Source organism: Pseudomonas sp. stari2 (assembly GCF_040760005.1).
GTDB lineage: Bacteria > Pseudomonadota > Gammaproteobacteria > Pseudomonadales > Pseudomonadaceae > Aquipseudomonas.
The window spans coordinates 3,369,687-3,388,365 of record NZ_CP099760.1 but is presented as its reverse complement, the minus strand read 5'-3'; the positions used below and the strand labels follow the sequence as shown (position 1 = coordinate 3,388,365).

The 18,679-nt window shown below is 57.0% G+C and carries 19 protein-coding genes and 2 pseudogenes; 9 read left to right on the top strand and 12 right to left on the bottom strand.

What is annotated here, in order from left to right; all coding sequences use genetic code 11:
- Positions 1-69 precede the first annotated feature (69 nt).
- The 4 genes from NH234_RS15260 (at position 70) to NH234_RS15245 (ending at position 1,915) form a co-directional block, all read left to right on the top strand.
- Positions 70-300 (top strand): hypothetical protein, encoded by a 231-nt coding sequence (locus NH234_RS15260; RefSeq protein WP_139832876.1) that lies wholly within the window; start codon positions 70-72, stop codon positions 298-300.
- 126 nt (positions 301-426) lie between these two features.
- The gene (locus tag NH234_RS15255) at positions 427-648 is read left to right on the top strand and encodes a hypothetical protein (RefSeq protein ID WP_085730949.1); all 222 of its coding nucleotides are present in this window, start codon (positions 427-429) and stop codon (positions 646-648) included.
- 303 nt (positions 649-951) lie between these two features.
- Positions 952-1,179 carry a PLD nuclease N-terminal domain-containing protein gene (locus NH234_RS15250; RefSeq protein ID WP_085731265.1) on the top strand — a complete coding sequence of 76 codons (228 nt, stop codon included), beginning with the start codon at positions 952-954 and terminating at the stop codon, positions 1,177-1,179.
- A 199-nt stretch (positions 1,180-1,378) separates the two neighbouring features.
- The gene (locus tag NH234_RS15245) at positions 1,379-1,915 is read left to right on the top strand and encodes a hypothetical protein (RefSeq protein WP_367257185.1); all 537 of its coding nucleotides are present in this window, start codon (positions 1,379-1,381) and stop codon (positions 1,913-1,915) included.
- Positions 1,916-2,082: 167 nt separating this feature from the next.
- Here the strand turns inward: NH234_RS15245 and NH234_RS15240 are convergent, their stop codons facing one another.
- The 5 genes and pseudogenes from NH234_RS15240 to NH234_RS15220 all read right to left on the bottom strand — a co-directional run bounded on the left by NH234_RS15240 (position 2,083) and on the right by NH234_RS15220 (position 5,803).
- The gene (locus NH234_RS15240; RefSeq protein ID WP_367253262.1) at positions 2,083-2,385 is read right to left on the bottom strand and encodes a putative quinol monooxygenase; all 303 of its coding nucleotides are present in this window, start codon (positions 2,383-2,385) and stop codon (positions 2,083-2,085) included.
- A 122-nt stretch (positions 2,386-2,507) separates the two neighbouring features.
- The gene (locus NH234_RS15235; protein WP_085731263.1) at positions 2,508-2,999 is read right to left on the bottom strand and encodes a phosphate-starvation-inducible PsiE family protein; all 492 of its coding nucleotides are present in this window, start codon (positions 2,997-2,999) and stop codon (positions 2,508-2,510) included.
- A gap of 181 nt (positions 3,000-3,180) precedes the next feature.
- A pseudogene (locus tag NH234_RS15230) lies at positions 3,181-3,432 on the bottom strand (winged helix-turn-helix transcriptional regulator); the annotation flags it as partial.
- 75 nt (positions 3,433-3,507) lie between these two features.
- Positions 3,508-4,854, bottom strand: a complete 1,347-nt coding sequence (gene chrA, locus NH234_RS15225; RefSeq protein WP_367253261.1) for a chromate efflux transporter — start codon at positions 4,852-4,854, stop codon at positions 3,508-3,510.
- Positions 4,855-4,858: 4 nt separating this feature from the next.
- Positions 4,859-5,803 (bottom strand): chromate resistance protein ChrB domain-containing protein, encoded by a 945-nt coding sequence (locus NH234_RS15220; RefSeq protein ID WP_367253260.1) that lies wholly within the window; start codon positions 5,801-5,803, stop codon positions 4,859-4,861.
- A 135-nt stretch (positions 5,804-5,938) separates the two neighbouring features.
- Between NH234_RS15220 and NH234_RS15215 the strand changes: the two are divergent.
- Positions 5,939-6,082 (top strand): annotated as a pseudogene (locus NH234_RS15215) (amino acid ABC transporter substrate-binding protein); the annotation flags it as partial.
- 414 nt (positions 6,083-6,496) lie between these two features.
- Here the strand turns inward: NH234_RS15215 and NH234_RS15210 are convergent.
- The 7 genes from NH234_RS15210 to NH234_RS15180 form a co-directional block, all read right to left on the bottom strand.
- Positions 6,497-6,997 (bottom strand): cupin domain-containing protein, encoded by a 501-nt coding sequence (locus tag NH234_RS15210; RefSeq protein WP_367253259.1) that lies wholly within the window; start codon positions 6,995-6,997, stop codon positions 6,497-6,499.
- A 124-nt stretch (positions 6,998-7,121) separates the two neighbouring features.
- Positions 7,122-8,732: a gamma-glutamyltransferase family protein gene (locus NH234_RS15205; protein ID WP_367253258.1), complete on the bottom strand. Its 1,611-nt coding sequence runs from the start codon at positions 8,730-8,732 to the stop codon at positions 7,122-7,124.
- Positions 8,733-8,757: 25 nt separating this feature from the next.
- The gene (locus tag NH234_RS15200; protein WP_085730927.1) at positions 8,758-9,849 is read right to left on the bottom strand and encodes a polyamine ABC transporter substrate-binding protein; all 1,092 of its coding nucleotides are present in this window, start codon (positions 9,847-9,849) and stop codon (positions 8,758-8,760) included.
- A gap of 20 nt (positions 9,850-9,869) precedes the next feature.
- On the bottom strand, positions 9,870-10,649 hold the full coding sequence (locus NH234_RS15195) for an amino acid ABC transporter ATP-binding protein (RefSeq protein WP_367253257.1): 780 nt from the start codon (positions 10,647-10,649) through the stop codon (positions 9,870-9,872).
- 2 nt (positions 10,650-10,651) lie between these two features.
- Positions 10,652-11,428, bottom strand: a complete 777-nt coding sequence (locus NH234_RS15190; RefSeq protein ID WP_085730925.1) for an amino acid ABC transporter permease — start codon at positions 11,426-11,428, stop codon at positions 10,652-10,654.
- Positions 11,429-11,439: 11 nt separating this feature from the next.
- Positions 11,440-12,246, bottom strand: a complete 807-nt coding sequence (locus NH234_RS15185; RefSeq protein ID WP_367253256.1) for an ABC transporter substrate-binding protein — start codon at positions 12,244-12,246, stop codon at positions 11,440-11,442.
- Between the two features lie 79 nt (positions 12,247-12,325).
- A complete protein-coding gene (locus tag NH234_RS15180) occupies positions 12,326-12,994 on the bottom strand; it encodes a GntR family transcriptional regulator (protein WP_085730923.1) in 669 nt (222 codons plus the stop codon).
- 474 nt (positions 12,995-13,468) lie between these two features.
- On the opposite strand from NH234_RS15180, the gene NH234_RS15175 reads away from it, so the two are divergent.
- From NH234_RS15175 to NH234_RS15160, 4 genes are all read left to right on the top strand, one after another.
- Entirely contained in the window at positions 13,469-14,404 is a 936-nt protein-coding gene (locus NH234_RS15175) for a LysR substrate-binding domain-containing protein (protein WP_367253255.1), read from the top strand.
- Between the two features lie 174 nt (positions 14,405-14,578).
- Positions 14,579-16,030 carry an FAD-dependent tricarballylate dehydrogenase TcuA gene (gene tcuA / locus NH234_RS15170; RefSeq protein WP_367253254.1) on the top strand — a complete coding sequence of 484 codons (1,452 nt, stop codon included), beginning with the start codon at positions 14,579-14,581 and terminating at the stop codon, positions 16,028-16,030.
- Positions 16,017-17,174, top strand: a complete 1,158-nt coding sequence (gene tcuB / locus NH234_RS15165) for a tricarballylate utilization 4Fe-4S protein TcuB (RefSeq protein WP_367253253.1) — start codon at positions 16,017-16,019, stop codon at positions 17,172-17,174. The genes tcuA and tcuB overlap by 14 nt, the downstream gene beginning before the upstream one ends.
- A 47-nt stretch (positions 17,175-17,221) precedes the next feature.
- A complete protein-coding gene (locus NH234_RS15160) occupies positions 17,222-18,520 on the top strand; it encodes an MFS transporter (RefSeq protein ID WP_367257183.1) in 1,299 nt (432 codons plus the stop codon).
- The last annotated feature ends 159 nt before the right edge of the window (positions 18,521-18,679 follow it).

Genomic DNA, 18,679 nt, shown 5'->3' with positions numbered 1-18,679 from the left:
AATCTGTCGATCGCTGCCGACGCCGTTCCGCTGATCCGGAACACACAAAGCAAAGTGAACTCCCTTTGGGTGAATCCTTCCGAACCTGAAGAGACCTTTATGCCGGCGGAACGCTGGCGGCAAAGAATCATTGCTCGGGAGAGGATCATGAAAAGAATCTGTGTCTGTATCGGACTGTGCTCGGTGTTTTTATTGCAGGGCTGCTTCGAAGGCTCAAATGACGCGCCGAACAAGGATGGCGACAAAAGCAAGGCGTCCTTGCAAATACAAAAGGACAAGGCGCCCGAGCAGGGTAAATGATGGATGTTCGGAAGCGCCAGGTGCACATGCAAAAGTCAAATGGCGGATAGCCGCTAGTCGCTCTATCGGAACAAGGAGAAAGTGCTCTTCGTCCACTGTAAACAACGGTAAAACAGGACAGCTGCGATGTTCGCGGATAAAAAGAAAAAAGCAATGACTCAGTGGTTGCAACTGGCCAGAAATCCCGAACCCCAAATGTCTGTTGAAGATCAGTATGACGAGCTTCTGAGGATGGCCGACGACATGGAAGAAACAGGACTTGTCACCGCCAAGGAGTGGAGGCAACTGGTTCGAGACGCAAGTGCCGTTTTTGACTACGCCAGAGATCAGATTGACGGCGAAAACTAATTTGCCTCATGACTTCAAATTCGACCTGCTCGACGGTGACGACTGTCGTTGAGGTCATTCAGCTTATGTCTATCGCCGACGACACTGTTCATTACCTGTGACAAAAGCCGTTGGCTGGTACGTGTTGGTTTCACTGGTGCTACTGGGGCTGATGGGGAGGCGCCCCAGCAAGCTTTGCTGGGCAATGGCAAGATTTCCGTTATCGGCCAGGAGGGCTGACTCGCCGGTGTCGATTTGCAAGATTACTTGAACACCTCTGGCGGCGTGGAGCCTAAGCGTTATCAGTCAGAGGAGGGGTTAATCATGTCGCAAGCGCTCAGCTATTTCGCGATTGCCGTCGCGGTGATCATTTTGCTGGTTGACCTGTGGGCTATCGTCAGCGTGTTTCGCAGCGACAAGACGGTAGGGGCCAAAGCAGCCTGGGCTATTGGGCTTATCGTCTTTCCGGTTGTCGGGTTAATCGTTTGGGGTGTTGCAGGGCCTCGTGGAATCAAAGAAGGGCCATCGTCGCCCGAACACAGCAAAGGATAAGTAGCGCCCGTTGGTCGATATTGAAGGTTTTTGAAATCAACCTTTGAGGTGAGTCAGTTTCCATGCACGGCCAGTTTTACTGGCAGGTTGATCCATTGTAATGGAACTGATTGGGATCAACCCAGTGCACGACATGTGTCGCCGTCATCGTTTTTTTCATTTGGAATTAACCCAGTCATCACAGCAGGACGAATCCGGTTTGCCTAGAATTTTGACCTCTCAAGTGAGCGACACTGAGCTCACTGCGCGCGATGCGAAGATGTTTGGTTCTCCCAAGGAGCGGCTGGACTTCTACCGTCGAGAAATCCAGTACGAGACCGCCATCTTGTCCAACCGAACAAACGCGTACCTGACTGCGCAATCTTTTTTAGTGATCGCCTTCGCCTCTTGCATGGCCAACGTCAATCCGGAGTGGGGCAAGTTGTTTACGCTAGTGGTGCCTCCGTTCCTCGCGCTTCTGGGCATTCTCAGTTCATTGAATGCCTGGCCCGGCATTCGCGCAGCGTATGACATCATCGATCATTGGTATTACAAGCAAAACGAGCTGCTGAGGAGTGAACCGGTGATGGGGCTGGCCTATGATGAGTCGCCTTTGTTTTGCGAGCGTGAATCCAGCCATAAGGGATACCGTCAGGCACTGCTTTTTTCAGTACGTACTCCGTGGATATTTGCAGCATTCTGGGTATTGCTTGCCGGTTGGGCAATCTATATCCAGGTCTCCAATCCAGGTGCCTGATAATCCTCAGAAGGTGTGCAAAGCGCTGCCAGTGCGATTACAAAAGCGAGCAGTGCGAGAATGGCGACAGTGGGCGGCAGCATTGACGTACCACCTTGCGTCAGGCGCTTCCCTGACGCTGCAAAGCAGCACCAAGGAAGTGGGTTGGAGCGCATTGTCGGGCATCCTTAGCCAGGTAGTTTAGCCGCAAGGACGTCAATTTTTTCGATGGCAGGTGGTTCGGCAAACAGCTCGGTAGCCCTCGCCATAAGCGCCGCTGCGACCTTGCCCGAAAGATGAGCCTGCCGGCCTGCTTCATCCGGGAAGGCGTCAAATATGCCAAAAGTGGAAGGCCCCAAGCGGATAGCGAACCAAGCTGTTGTGGCTGGCTCCTCCTCCACTATTGAAAGGCCGCCCAAGAGAAAGCTCTCTACCTCCTTCTCTTTCCCGGGTTTTGCTTCCAGGCGAACGAACAACGCTACTTTGACCATGACGTGTCTCCTGCCTTAAGGACTACCTCATCATGCGCCATGTTTTCCAACAAGCCCAACGCGAATTCGCCATTTTGATGCCCAGGCTCCAGCCTGGGCATCAGAGTCAAGCGCGTATCTACTTAGTCTCCATCTACCTTTGAATCGGCAACCTGCTTGCCGAGAAGCCAGCACACGATGCCAAGCACGAGTGTAGCGAAACCCAGCGCGGCAATAGTCAGGGCGGGTGTGGTCATTGAATCCAGAATCACGAATTTGCGACTGAGGGCCAACAGAGCGATCAGCAGAACCGTTTTCACCTGGACGATGCTGTTACGTCGTAACGCCGGGCGAACGATTGAATGCTTGAACTCCAACGCAATCAGGACAGTGAAGATCGAGCCAAAAATCGACTGAAACACATCATGCTCGAGCGGATCGATTGTTCCCGATATCAACATGGGGAACAAATGCCGACAGAGCTGGAGCATCGACATGAGGATCACACTGGCGATGATAAGGCTCAGGGCGAAAACGATTATCTGCTCGAACTTCTCATAAGCATTCATCAGTGCCCACTGCACCCGGAAACGCTTAAAAGAGGAATCTGGTTCTGATAGCACGCGCTTGGTCATGGACGAATCCTCCGGCTCATGGCCCTGTAGCCCGCGCCACGATCCTGCAATGTTCAAGAGGGTGGCGGTTGTCGCCATCTCGTGAGCCTTCAGTATCATCTATACCGGTACCGGTTGCATCCAGAAGGTGTTGACATGCCGTAGGGTAGGGACGGCAGCCTGAAGATAATGGTGCAGGCGATTATTGAGAGGCGTCTGAATCTGCTGGAATGGCGGTGGGGATTTGCCACGAAGGCTTTTTGCCGCCCCGGCTATCGAAAGTTCGCCGCGCCTTGCGGAAGTCTTCGACGTGTTCGACTACCCAGGTCCACATGGGAGACATGCGGATCAACAGTCCCATGCCCAGTGGCGTCAGTTCGTACTCGACACGAGGCGGAATTTCACCGAACTCGTGCCGGGCCAGCAGGCCATCACGCTCCAATCGCGTGACCAAGAGAGCCGTTGCTGAAAACACTTTGCGGGCATGGGGCATCGACCTGCTGATCGATGCTCCCAGTGTCAAAGAGCACTAGCGCAGCAGATGCACTGCCAGGCCCACGAGCGCGCAGCCCAGCAACACCTGGATAACGCCCCGCTTGAAGCGAAACAAGGCAATGGCGGCGGATATCGCAATCAGCGCTGAAGGCCAGTCGAGACTGGCGCTGAAGCCTTTTGGCCAAAGGACGTGATAACCAAAGAAGCAAGCCAGGTTGAGGATCACGCCAACCACGGCAGCGGTAATGGCCGTCAGTGGCGCAGTGAACTTGAGTTCATTGTGGGTGGATTCCACCAATGGACCGCCTGCGAGGATGAACAGGAACGAGGGGAGGAACGTGAACCATGTCACTACGGTGGCGGCCACAGCCCCGGCCAGGAAGACCTGATCGGCCCCGAATACCTGTGAGACATAGGCCCCGACAAACCCCACGAAGGCCACCACCATGATCAACGGCCCGGGCGTGGTTTCCCCCAGCGCCAGGCCGTCGATCATCTGTGTGGGTGTCAGCCAGCCATAGTGACCGACCGCGCCCTGATACACATAGGGTAATACCGCATAGGCTCCACCAAAGGTCAGCAACGCCGCCTTGGTAAAAAACCAGCCCATTTGGGTGAAGGTGCCTTCCCAGCCAAAAACGGCGGTCAACACGCCCATCGGTAGTACCCACAACCCGACGCCGATGAGTGCCAGCGCTGTCAGTTTCATCCAGCTGAAACGGGCGTGTTCCGGGGGAGGGGTGTCGTCGTCGATCAGAGCCGGGCCAAAGGATTTCTTGTCGGCGCGATGGCCTCCGGTCCTGAATTTCTCGGGTGCCAGGCGGCCGCCGGCATAACCGATCAATGCCGCCCCCAGCACGATCAAGGGGAACGGAACGTTGAACGCGAAAATCGCAGTGAATGACGCCGCCGCTATCGCCCACAGCCAGTTATTTTTCAGCGCCCGAGATCCGATCCGATGGGCCGCTTGCACCACAATAGCCGTCACGGCGGGCTTGATCCCATAGAAGAGCCCGGCCACCACGGGCACTTCGCCGAATGCGATATACATCCAGGACAGGGCGATCAGAATGAACAAGGAGGGCAGCACGAACAGTGCCCCCGCGATCACGCCCCCCCAGGTTCGATGCATCAGCCAGCCAATGTAAGTCGCCAACTGCTGGGCTTCAGGCCCGGGCAGCAGCATGCAGTAGTTGAGCGCATGCAGGAAGCGGCGTTCGGAGATCCAGCGCCGCCGCTCTACCAACTCCTGGTGCATGATCGAAATTTGCCCGGCTGGCCCACCGAAGCTGATAAAGCCGAGCTTCAGCCAAAACCAGAACGCCTCACGCAGACTGACGGTTTGCGGCCTCGGCAATTGGTTTTCAATCGTGGGTGCCATCACTTTACTCGTTGGATTGGTCATCGTTCACAAACCCGGCGAGCAGGCCATCGAAGACAGCACTCGCAGCAGCAAGAAGGTGGTCGTCATGGAGGATAGTTTCGCGCAGCCCCGTGAGCACGCGCTCGATACCGGCAGCCTCTTCAGGTTGAACACCACCAACATCGAGGTAATGCACCAGCGCCGCAATGCGGTTCAGGCCGCAGTCCTGGAGTTCAAAACTGGCTTGCAAAACTTCAAAGCTCACGCGGTTGCCGACATGGCTGAAATCCGCGTTATCAAAATCGAACCCCAAGGCATCGGCCGGACAATCCTGCGGCGTGTTCAGCCAGAGGATCCGGGCGTCAGGGTCAATGAAACGGCGGATAAGCCAGGCGCAAGCCAGGCGATCAACCCACGGACGTTTGCGGGTTGCCCAGACACGTCCCCGGTAATCATCACAATTAAGCACCGTGACAGGCTGGCTGCTGCTGTGTGGCTCGTCCGGGGACAGGGCGCGGCTGATGGCAACTTCAAGCCCCCGCAAGGCTTGGTCCGTCTGCTGCCTCGGCCTGCCTGGGAAGTAATCGATATGGGTCAACTGCTCGTAAGTTTTACGCAGCTTGCGAACCTGTTTCGTAATGGCCGAGACGCTTTCAGTATTGAGAAGTCCCGCGCACGCTTCGATTTCAGCGCGCAGCTTGTCGTAGTCATCGCTGCGATCGAACAAATGGACAAAACGCTCACCGCCAGGGTCGACGACGGGCAGGATAAATGCGGTGCCATTGATGGCCAGAATGTCGCGTTCGACAGCGGCCAGCGTTTCACGACAGGTGCCGATGTCGGGCAAGAGATAGACTCCATCGCGCAACACCGCTGCACCCGATGCTTTCAAGGCACGCCACGCCCGCATGCGTTCGGTGGCATTGGCAGTAGGTAAACCGAGTATTAGCGCCAGCCAGTTTTTCATGCAGAGAAAGAAATTTATTTTGTAGTGAGCGTTACGTTACCTATGAACTGAGTATTTGCAAAGCGCCCGTTTTTCAACGAGGGTGATGACGACGCCAGCGGGAACGCGGACGCTGATCTCAATGAGCAAAATCAGCTGGACGGGTTCGACGTGGATGTGGCCAAGGCGGTTGCCCAGCGTCCCGAGGTGTTCGATTTTCCGGTCGAGTATTACCAGTCACCTGCGGTGATCGTGGTCAATGCCAAAGATAAGGACATCACTTCGGGTAAAGACCTGTCGGTGAGCTTGGATAGCACGTAGGTGCGCCGCGGTAGTGTTAAATGCACGATGCCTGAGCTTGAGCTGGACATAGATGAAGGGAACGAGCTTGGGTAAAGGCGCCGCATCTCCGGTCTGCACGAGCAGCGGGACACGCTGACCAGAAGCGTAACGGCACTGACAATGGTTCACCATGAACACAACGTACATGGCCCGTTGAGAGAGTGGACGTCAGAAGCGGGATTGTCGAATCAGGGCCTTAGGCTGCTCATGAACATTTCTGACATAGCATCTGGTTTAACATAATATACATTACACGTAACAAAATATTACGAGATCCGTCCGGTTGCGCACCCGATTTCAATCTCCACCGTGACTCTCCAACGCACCTTGCCTTTGATGCGCGGCGATCTCTCTATTTCAAATGTACGGCTCTCAATCCTCGTGACGCGTCAGCTTTTCTATCAGCTCTCTATGCTGTGGATACTGCATTGTGAGCTTCCGCCGATTCCCCATTTCCATATCCGCGAAATCAAATCCCGGTGAAACCGCTTCGCTGATCAAGCCAAATCCGCTTTCGCCATTGAGCAGCCTGGAGGCTTTCCAGATTCCGCCCGGTACGTGCATTTGCAAATGTTGTCCTGCCAGAATGTCGCTGCCCATCACTAGCGTCTGCAACGAACCGTCAGCATGAATAAGGCTGTACTCGATGGCGTCGCCCAGATGGAAATAATGCAGGATGTCCGACTGGTTGAAATGGAACTGGCCAATTGGTGATTCCTCAGTCAACAGGTAATAAATGGACGTCATCAAATAACGTGGGCCGGCCCGGGTTTCGAGCATATCTCGATGATCTGCCTGAAATGTCCTGCGGAAATAGCCGCCCTCGACATGAGCTTCAAGCTCAAGGGCGGCAATGACGTCTTTGGCGTTCATTTGATGACCTTCTCCATTGAATAAGCAGCGGATTTTCGTATAGCTCAACTAAAGGCTCATTTAGTGTAGTTAATCTAAAATACCGCCACATTCGAAGAAGTTCGCTACATTTAAACTCTCAGCCTTACCAAGCCGCAATATGCGAATCCGCCCTCGGCTCAGTCCCGCCACACAACACGCCGCTGACCGGATCGCGAAGAATAATTTGCCCCCGTCCATAATCCGTCAGATCACAGGCAATCCGCACTTCATGCCCCAGGCGCATCAAGGCATTGGCCAGATCCCTAGAAGCTCCCTGCTCGATCCCAACCTTCATCCCCCCCAACCATTGCCATCGCGGAGCGTCCAGCGCCGACTGCGGATTCAATCCGAAATCCACCAGATTCATGACCATCTGCACATGCCCCTGAGGCTGCATGTACCCGCCCATCACGCCAAACGGCCCTAGCGCCTTGCCATCCTTGGTCAGGAACCCCGGAATAATCGTATGAAACGTCTTCTTGCCCGGCGCCAGGCAGTTGGCATGGTCCGGATCAAGACTGAACTCCTGCCCCCGGTTCTGCAGTGCAATGCCGCTGTCTGGCAGCACCACACCCGAACCAAAGCCGTGGTAATTGCTCTGGATGAACGAAACCATATTGCCCTGGCCATCGGCCGTCGCCAGATACACCGTGCCGCTGGCGTGAGGATCACCAGGCTTGGGTGGCTGAGCCTTCTCGTTGATCTGGCCACGACGCCGAGCGCTGTAGTCATCACTCAACAGATCGGCCACCGCCACACGCATGTGCAGTGGATCAGTGATGTAGTGCAAGCCATCACTGTAGGCCAGCTTCATCGCCTCCAATTGACGATGCCAGGTCTGTTGGCTGTCGCGATGATCGAAGTCGAAACCCTCAAGGATCTTCAGCGCCATCAGTGCAACCAGACCCTGACCGCTTGGCGGGATTTCCCAGACATCCACACCACGATAATTGACGTGGATCGGCTCCACCCACTGCGCACGGTAATGTTCCAGATCCGTAGCTCGCAGATACCCGCCAGTAGCCCGCGAATGAGCATCCAGCCGTTGGGCCAAAGCGCCACGATACAAACTCTCACAGCGGCTCTCAGCCAACTCTTCAAGCGTCCGCGCTTGCGCCGGATTGCGAAACAGCTCCCCTGCCCTCGGCGCCCGCCCCTCAATCAGGAAGGTATTGAACCAGGCGTCCAGCACCGCGTCGCGATGGGGACTGAACTCGTCCAGAGCAACCTGCCACTGATGGGCAACCACAGGCGACAGCGGAAAACCATCCCGCGCCAGGCTGATCGCCGGTTGCAGCAAATCAGCAAACGGCAACACCCCAAAGCGTTGAGAAAGCTCCGCCCAGGCCGACGGACAACCGGGCACCGTTACCGGCGTCCAGCCATACAACGGCATTTGTTCATGACCGGCCTCCTTGACGGCTTCGATGCTCAAAGCAGCCGGCGCATGACCATTAGCATTGAGTCCATGCAACTGATCCTTGAACCAGACCAGAGCAAAAGCATCACCGCCAAGACCGCAACCCGTAGGCTCGACCACGGTCAGCGCCGCTGCGGTGGCTATCGCGGCGTCGATTGCATTGCCACCCTTTTGCATCATCTCGATACCGGCCTGAGCGGCCAGCGGCTGGGACGCCGCCACCATGCCACGACGGGCAAACACGCTTTGGCGTTGCGACGGATACGGATACTCGTGAGCAGAAAAATTCAGCATGGCAAAGGCTCTTCAAAACAAGGATTCATTGACCGGATTTGATCCGGTTCCATTCGCGGGTCATCAGACGCTGGATGTTTTCCGGCAGGTCTGCGGAGACAAAGGTGTGACTGATCACTTCGTCGTTCGGGTAGATCCCCGGGTTGCCGCTGACCTTGGGGTCCATCAAGGGCGTGGCGTCCTTGTTCGGGTTCGCATACCCGACGTAGTCACTGACCGACGCAATCACCTCGGGTCGCAGCAAATAATTGATCACCGCATGAGCGTTGGCCACGTTGCTGGCATCCTTGGGAATCGCCAGCATGTCGAACCACAGGTTCACGCCTTCCTTGGGAATGACGTAGCGGATATCGATGTTTTTCCCGGCCTCGCGGGCCCGGGTCTGAGCCTGCATCACGTCGCCGGAGTAACCGATCGCCACACAGATATCGCCATTGGCCAGATCCGCGGTGTACTTCGATGAGTTGAAGTAAGTCACCGACGGCCGCAAGGTCATCAGCAGCTTCGACGCCTGCTTGTAGTCGTCCGGCTTGACGCTGTTGGGGTCCAGCCCGAGATAAAGCATGGCTTGAGGGATGATCTTTACCGGCGCATCAAGAAAGGCTACGCCGCAGCTTTTGAGCCTGGAAAGGTTCTGCGGATCGAACACCATGGCCCAGGAATCCAGCGGCACGTCCTTGCCCAGCACCGCTCGCACTTTCTCCTCGTTGTAGCCGATGCCCACGGTGCCCCACATATAAGGCACGGCATATCGATTGCCCGGATCGGCCGCCTCCAGACGCTGCATCAAGCGCGGGTCGAGGTGCTTCCAGTTATCCAGCAGTTCACGCTGGAGCGGCTGATAGGCGCCGGCGCGGATCTGTTTCGACAGAAACTGGCTGGAAGGCACCACCACGTCATACCCCGAGTGCCCGGAAAGCAACTTGGCCTCGAGCATTTCATTGGTGTCGAAGATGTCGTACTGCACCTTGATGGCGCTGTCTTTTTCGAAGTTCTTCAGGGTGTCGGGGCCGATGTAGTCGGACCAGTTGTAAACCTTCACCACCGGGTCGGCAGCCTGGATCATGGGCACAACGGCAGCGCAACACAGGGCTGCAAACACGCTCGATAAACGCATCGTCAATATCCTTGTGAATCTCACAACACGCGGCTGAGAAAGGCTTGGGTACGGGGATGAGAGGGATGGCTGAAAATCTGCTCCGGCGGTCCCTGCTCGATCAGTTCACCTTGATCGAGTACCACCACACGGTCGGCGACCTCTCGGGCAAAAGCCATTTCATGGGTGACCACCACCATCGTCATGCCCTCCTCCGCCAGTTCCTTCATCACTTGCAAGACCTCACCGACGGTTTCCGGGTCCAGGGCACTGGTGGGTTCGTCGAACAGCATCGCCTGGGGTTTCATGGCCAAAGCCCGGGCAATCGCCACCCGCTGCTGTTGACCACCGGAAAGCATCGACGGGTAATGGTTGGCCTTCTCCGCCAGCCCGACACGCTTGAGCAACGTCCGCGCTTGTTCCTCCGCCGCTTTGCGCGGCACACCCAACACCTGAATCGGTGCTTCGATAATGTTTTCCAGTGCGGTCATGTGCGGGAACAGATTGAAGCGTTGGAACACCATGCCGATGTCCCGCCGCTGACGGGCAATGTTGCGTTCCGAATCCCGTACCAGGCCGCCATCGGCCTTCGTGCGATAGCCCATGGACTGTCCATTGACCCGGATCTCCCCGGACTGAATGTCTTCCAGCAAATTGATGCAGCGGATAAACGTGGTTTTACCGGAGCCCGAGGCGCCGATCAGCACCACCACTTCACCGCGCCGCACTTGCAGGGAAATGCCCTTGAGAATCTCGAGGTTGCCGAACGACTTGTGAATGTTCAGCGCTTCGATGATCAGTTCGTCACTTTGATGCGCCATGATTAACGTCCCCTCAGCAGTTTCAGCGTGCTGCGACCGAACATCCGGCTGGATGCCGGCGGCGGCGACGACGGTCGGTCCGACTGGCCGAAACGTGTTTCCAGCCAGCGCTGGAAGAAGCCCCACAACGTGGTGAGCAACAGGAAATAGATCGCCACCACGAGGTACAACTCGAACACTCGGAAGGTCGCCGAGGTGACCATCTGCGTACTGAGCAGCAGCTCTTGCACGCCGATAACACTGACCAGCGTGGTGTTTTTAAGCATCACGTTGAACTCGTTGCCCAGCGGCGGCACGATGACCCGAAACGCCTGCGGCAAAACGATACGCCGCATCAGTTTGGCGAAGGTCATGCCCAGGGAACGCCCCGCCTCGTATTGCCCCTTGTCGACGGCACCGATACCGGCGCGGATGATCTCGGCCATGTACGCGCCTTCGTTGAGGCCCAGCGCAATAATCGCGGCCTGGATATTGCCGGGAATCATCAGTCCGAACAGTTCAATGTCTTCGAAGCGGAAAATCCCGCCCGCCGCCAGCGCCGTGTAGAGAAAGACGATCTGCACCAGCAAGGGCGTCCCGCGCATCAGCCACACATAAAAGCGCACGGGCAGATGCAGCAAAGGATTCTTCGATAGTCGCAGCAACGCCGCCGCCAATCCCAAAACACAACCCAATAACATGGCCAGCACACTGATCAGGCATGTCAGCCAGAGTCCGGTGAGGTAGACCCCGCTGGGCTGCAACAGATACTGCCAGAACACATCCCAATTGAAATTCATCAACGCCTACCTCAATCAAGCGTGTCGCTGGAGACGTGCCATTTACTCAGGAGCTGTTTGTAGCTGCCATCGCTGCGCATGTCGGTGATCACTTGCTGTACGGCGGCACTCAGTTGCGGATCGTCCTTGCGAATGCCGAGGCCTGTGAGGATCCGGCTGAAGGCTGGAACGCCCTCCTCGAACAGGTCCGGCGCCATCGCGGCGTAATACCCTGCGGTTTCCACTGTGGTGCCGTAAGCGTCGACCTGACTGATCCGCAGCGCCTGGAATGCATCGGTGTCGGTGTTGTAGACCACCAGTTTCATCGGTGGCTTGCCGGCCTTGGTCAGGCTTTCATTTTCGGTGTCGAGCAAGGTCTTGATGGTCGAACCGTTGAGTACCGCGATCTTGTGCCCGCTGAGATCCGGCAGCGCCTTGAGCCCTTTCGGATTGCCCTTGGGCACCACCACCGCCTGGCTGGAATACATGTAGTTGACGATGTCGATCACCTCGCGGCGCTCGGGTTTGTCGAACAACTGGTCGACGATCATGTCGCACTGTTTGGCCAGCAAGGCCGGCAGCAATCCGGAAAACGGAATCACCCGCCACTCGACCTTCTTGCCCCCCAGACGTTTGGCAACTTCCAGGCCCAGATCGACAGTCAGGCCCTTTGGCTTTTGCGCTTCATCGAAGGAAACCAGAGGCGGCGAATCCATGCCCGAGCAATAGGTGAGTTTGTCGACCTTGAGCAAACGCTCCGGCACGGTGGGTGCGGCAACCGCCCACTGCGTACAGAGCCCCAGGGAAATTGCAGCCAATAACAGGCGAGACGTATGCATGACCAGACACTCCAGTTCGGTTAGTAACGGGGCAGTTCTCAAAGTCAAAACATCGGCGGGTTCATTGCCCGCTCTGTGGTTATCTTTCCGATTGCAGAAACTTGATCAGCTCGGGGACCGTGCCTTCGATGTGCTCGCGCACCACCGCTTCTGCCTTGGCGGCATCACCGGCACGAATCGCGTCGAGGATCACCACGTGTTCCTCACGTGCACTCAGCGGCTTCTCTCCGTGTTGCAGCCAAAGACGCATGGGGGCTTCGATCAGCGAATAAAGAGCGCTGATCTGTTTCACCAGACGAGGTCGTCCGCTGAGGCTGCACAGGTACTCATGGAACTTGCGATGACGGCTGACCCAGGCCGCACTCTCGTCACGGTAGTCATCCATTTCATCGAGCAGCCGTTCCAGGGCCGTCAACTGACGTTCACCGATCTTCGGCACCGCTACACGAATCGCCAGCCCTTCCAGCGCGCTGCGCATCTCGAAGACTTCGTGCATTTCCTCGACATCCAGACCGCTGACAATCGCACCGCGATTAGGCCTTAGCGTCACCAGCCCCTGAGCATCGAGACGTCGAAAGGCTTCGCGTACAGGCATGCGGCTCATGCCGATTTCAGTGGCAATGTCCTCGGCAATCAGCCGGTCACCTTTGCGATAACGCCCCCCGCAGATGCCCTCCAGAAGAAAGTTGTAAGCCTCCTCCTCGGCGGTCATCGGTTGACGCTGGTCGTAAGCAGGAGCGAATTGCATGGCGGCACCTTTTGTCTTTTTGTATCCAATTATCCACGGATACAAAACAGCATAATGCATGCCAAAACTCACCTCGCCTCCCCAAGCGTTTGATTCAAATGAATTAAGGGAGAAATTCGAAGTTCCCAGCTATCAGATTTGCCGGAACAACCTTCGGAATCTGCTACCTAATGGCCCAATGCGAGACCAGAAATGGTGCAGAACGGTAGCTGAGTAACACTGAACCAAGATGGGGAATCCATCGATGAGCGCGTCCTTGGCGTAGTGCGTCATCGAGACAGTCATTCTCACGCAGTACCTGAAACACCGCCCTCGGCACTCACAAGCATTGTCGGGAATCGAGTGTTCCACTTAACCGAACCCACACGATGTTTGACTGCCAAGGCATAACCTCTCAGGCTGATAAAGGCAGTGCTGCCACAGCAAAGACCTGACAGCACCCTGACCCTTCAACCGGACGTGGAGCGGTAACGCTTGGAATTAAGACAGCTGCGCTATTTCGTAAAAATCATCGAACACGGCAGCTTGGGACGTGCAGCGCTTGAGCTGGATGTCGGCGTGTCAGCCCTCAGCCAACAGATCGCGAAGCTTGAAAGCGAGCTCTCAACTCGCCTGCTTAATCGCACCACGACCGGCGTCACACCTACCAGCTCCGGCACGGCGTTCCTGCACCACGCCCAGTTGTGCCTGCGACAGGCCGAAAACGCGATCACGGCCGCTCACCGCGGGCGGATGAGCGGGTATGTCACCGTTGGAATGGCGCCCACGACTGCCACGGTACTTGCCCTACCATTGATCAACGCGATGCGGGAGCGTTACCCGGATATCCAATTGCACCTGGTCGAGATGCTGTCCGGGCATCTGGCGACCCAGCTCAATGCCCGCCAGATCGACCTGGCCATTGTGTTTCAACTCGAAGGTGGCAAACGCTGGAGCGTGACACCGCTGCTCGACGAAAAGCTGTTTGTCATCAGTTCACCGCACCTGCCCGACGCACCACAGGGAACCCGCGTGCAACTGGCGGACCTGGGGCACCTTCCACTGGTGATGCCGACCGCGCAACACGGTTTGCGTTCTACGCTGACGGTTGCGTTCGAGCGTTCGGGCGTGGCGCCCAACATCATCATGGAGGTCGATGGTCTGGCCGTGTTGATGAATGCTGTACGCGCAGGTCATGCGGCCACCATCCAGCCCGGCGCGGCAGCGGCGCTCAAAGGTGAGTCGGGGCTTTCAGTGGTGGAAATTTCCGATGTTCACGTCGGTCGACGAAACCTGCTGGCGACATTACCTGATGACGAGCTGTCCCCCGCAGCACTCGCGGCGCGACGGGTGATCACCGATGTCGCCCGGCAGTTGGTCGTTGATCGACAATGGCCGGGGGCGTCGTGGATTGAGGAGCTCGCGTCATGATCCCCGCGCGCCCTCCTCGAGTTATCCGACACTCGCGGGATCCGCACCAAAGTCTTTACGAAAACTAAACGCCCCGACTCATTTCGCGCCTTTCGACAATAAGCTCACCGCTCTACCTTCTCTCCACTCGCGAGGAGCACTTCGTTCATGCCTCCTTGCGATTGAGGAGTAATGATGATCGATGTATTAGTGATCGGCGGTGGTAACGCCGCCCTGTGTGCAGCGTTGATGGCCCGAGAGGCCGGCGCCAGCGTCATGTTGCTGGAAGGTGCACCGAAAATCTGGCGCGGCGGCAATTCGCAACACACCCGCAACCTGCGCTGTATGCACGACGCACCGCAGGATGTGTTGGTCGATGCCTATCCCGAAGAGGAATATTGGCAGGATCTGCTGAAAGTGACGGGCGGGATGACCAATGAAAAGCTTGCACGGCTTGTCATCCGCGCTTCATCGAACTGCCGTGACTGGATGCGCTCCCATGGTGTGCATTTTCAACCTTCGCTGTCGGGTGCCCTGCATGTCGCGCGCACCAATGCGTTTTTCATGGGTGGCGGCAAAGCGTTGGTCAATGCGTACTTTCGCAGCGCCGAGCGGCTGGGCGTCAAGATCCGCTATGACGCTCACGTCACTGACATCGAACTGAAGGGCCACGCGTTTGTTGCAGCGCACCTCGGTGAGCGTGAGGTCGATGGCCAGCATTTCCCCGCCGAGCGCATTCAGGCCAAAGCCTGCGTTCTGGCTGCGGGCGGATTCGAATCCAACCGCGAATGGCTCCGCGAAGCCTGGGGTCAGAACGAGCGCGGAGAATGGCCTTCCGACAATTTTCTGATTCGCGGGACGCGCTTCAATACCGGTGTACTGCTGCGGCGCATGCAGAGCCTGGGGGCCGACTTTATCGGCGACCCGACCCAGGCGCATATGGTCGCCATCGACGCCCGAGCCCCGCTGTATGACGGGGGTATCTGCACTCGCATCGATTGCGTATCACTGGGCGTGGTCGTCAATCGCGATGGCGAACGCTTCTACGACGAAGGCGAAGACTTCTGGCCCAAGCGCTATGCGATCTGGGGCCGTCTGGTGGCCGGTCAGCCCGGACAACAGGCCTACTCGATCATCGACCAGCAAGCCGTCGGCCGTTTCATGCCTCCGGTGTTTCCAGGCACCAAAGCCGATTCGCTACAGGAACTGGCCCGGCGGTTGAAGCTTCCTGTTGAACAATTCGTCAAAACCATCGAGCACTACAACGCGGCCTGCCGTGTCGGTACGTTTGATCACACCGCACTGGACGATTGTCGCACCGAAGGTTTGAACCCCGCCAAGACCCATTGGGCCCGCCCCTTGGTAAAGCCCCCCTTCTGCGCCTACCCACTCAAGCCAGGCGTGACGTTCACTTATCTGGGGCTGGCGACCGACGAAACCGCAGCCGTTCACTTCAAGGGTGAGGCGAGTCCCAACCTGTTTGTCGCAGGAGAAATGATGGCGGGCAACGTACTGGGCAAGGGTTATACCGCCGGCATCGGCATGGCCATTGGTACCGCCTTCGGTCGCATCGCCGGTGTGCAAGCCGCGGCTGCGGCCGGCTTACCGACCCCTTTTATCACGGAGCCCCAACATGCAGCTGTTTGATCCCAAGGCACCGGGTCATTTGATTCCCGTACTCAACCTTGATGAAAGCGAAGTTCAGCGACAAATGACCGTTTGCAATGCCTGCCGTTACTGCGAGGGCTTCTGCGCTGTATTTCCGGCCATGACACGACGTCTGGAGTTTTCTCAGGCGGATATCCATTACCTGGCGAACCTTTGCCATAACTGCGGCGCATGCCTGCATGCCTGTCAGTACGCTGCCCCTCACGAATTCGAAATCAATGTGCCCAAGGCCATGGCCAAAGTCCGCCTCGACACTTATGCCGAGTACGCCTGGCCGCAAATGATGGGCAAGTTGTACCGGCACAACGGGCTGACGCTCGCGCTGGCGTCCGGCGCGGGGTTGGCATTGTTCCTCTGCCTCACGTTGATGGTGATGGGCAACCTGTTCACGGCGATGCCCAGGGGAAATTTCTTCGGGATCTTCCCGCACAACACCCTGGCCGTAATGTTCGGTGCAGTTTTCGGATTCGCGGTACTCGCGTTAACCCTTGGCGCGCGGCGCTTCTGGCGCAATGTTTCACCGGCCGACGCGCCCGCGCAGGAAAAAACCGCCGCTGCACTGGAAGCCACGGCCAATGTCGCCCGGCTCAAATTTCTGGACGGTGGCCATGGTGAAGGCTGCAATAACGCTGATGATCGATTCACCCTGTGGCGACGGCGCTTCCACCATTTCACCTTCTACGGCTTCATGCTGTGTTTCGCAGCCACTGGAGTCGCCACGCTCTACCATTTCCTTCTGGACTGGTCGGCGCCCTACCCCGTCCTGAGCTTACCGGTGATGCTGGGCATCGCAGGTGGAGTCGGTCTGCTGATAGGCCCCGCAGGCCTGTTGTGGTTGAACCTGCGTCGCAACCCTGAGCACGGCGACGACAATCAGAAACCCATGGATCGTGGCTTTATCGCGCTGCTGTTCCTGGTCAGCGCCAGCGGCCTGGCACTCCTGGCGTTCCGTGAAACCGCAGCCTTGGGCCTGTTGCTGGCAATCCATCTCGGCCTGGTAATGGCGTTTTTCCTGACCATGCCCTACAGCAAATTCGCCCATGGCATCTTCCGCGGCGCCGCGCTGCTCAAGTACTCCATCGAAAAACGCCAACCCAACCCGATCAACGCAGGTAGCGACTGATCGGCGATCCATTCATTCCAAAAACAATATTGATCACCACGGTAGCCATGATGAAAACAACAACTCAAGACACCCGATCCAAGGGGTCGAAACTGGGCGCCATCCTGCGGGTCACCAGCGGCAATTTTCTCGAACAGTTCGATTTTTTTCTGTTCGGCTTCTATGCCACTTACATCTCGCAGACCTTCTTTCCTGCCACCAGCGAGTTCGCCTCGTTAATGATGACCTTCGCCGTATTCGGCTCGGGATTTCTGATGCGGCCGCTGGGCGCTATCGTGCTGGGCGCATACATCGACAAGGTTGGCCGGCGAAAGGGGCTGATCGTGACGCTGTCGATCATGGCCGCGGGTACGGTCTTGATCGCCTTGGTTCCGGGCTACGCCAGCATAGGCATCGCAGCGCCGATATTGGTGTTGCTCGGGCGACTGTTGCAGGGATTCTCCGCAGGTGCAGAAATGGGTGGTGTTTCCGTGTACCTGGCTGAAATCGCCACGCCCGGACGCCGGGGTTTCTATACCAGTTGGCAGTCGGCCAGCCAACAAGTGGCGATCATTCTTGCGGCTGCGTTGGGCTATACGATTAACGCGTCTATGGAGGCCGCCGACGTTGCAGCCTGGGGCTGGCGTATCCCATTCTTCATTGGTTGCCTGATTATCCCGTTCATCTTCATCATTCGCCGCTCGCTACAGGAAACCGATGCATTCAAAGCGCGCAGCCATCACCCAAATGCCAGCGAAGTCTTTCGCTCGATGCGGGACAACTGGCGCACGGTACTGGCGGGCGGGCTGCTGGCGTCGATGACCACTACCACGTTCTATCTCATTACCGTCTACACACCGACGTTCGGCCGCTCCGTACTCAATCTGAGCACCACTGACAGCCTGGTGGTCACGCTCTTCGTCGGCCTCAGCAATTTCATCTGGCTGCCCATCGGAGGCACACTTTCCGACCGTATCGGCCGTCGTCCCTTGCTGCTGGCAATCAGCTTGCTGTGCATCTTTACTGCGTATCCCGCCATGCACTGGCTGGCCGCAGCGGCAAGTTTCGAGCGATTGCTCGCGGTGCTGCTGTACTTCTCTTTTTTCTTTGGCATTTACAACGGCGGGATGGTTGCAGCACTGACTGAGGTAATGCCTCAGAACGTACGAGTTGTAGGATTTTCACTGGCATTCAGTTTGGCAACGGCTGTGTTTGGCGGTTTTACACCCGCCGTATCAACAATCCTGGTGCAGGCAACAGGTGACAAGGCGTCGCCCGCCTACTGGCTAATGTTTGCTGCGTTGTGTGGGTTCACAGCGACGACGATCCTGTATCGCAGGCAAAAAGCAGTGCCAGTCAACGTTTGATGAAAGAGAGGGCTCGGTGGGTCTCAGGACGTTGCGCTGAATAAATATCGCGCCTTGGCCTGCATTGACTCGTCTACGTGACGCCATCAGATCACACTGTCCGATTCGACTCTGAGGAAGAATGCCAACGCACTCAGAACGTTTATCACCGGCAGTGAC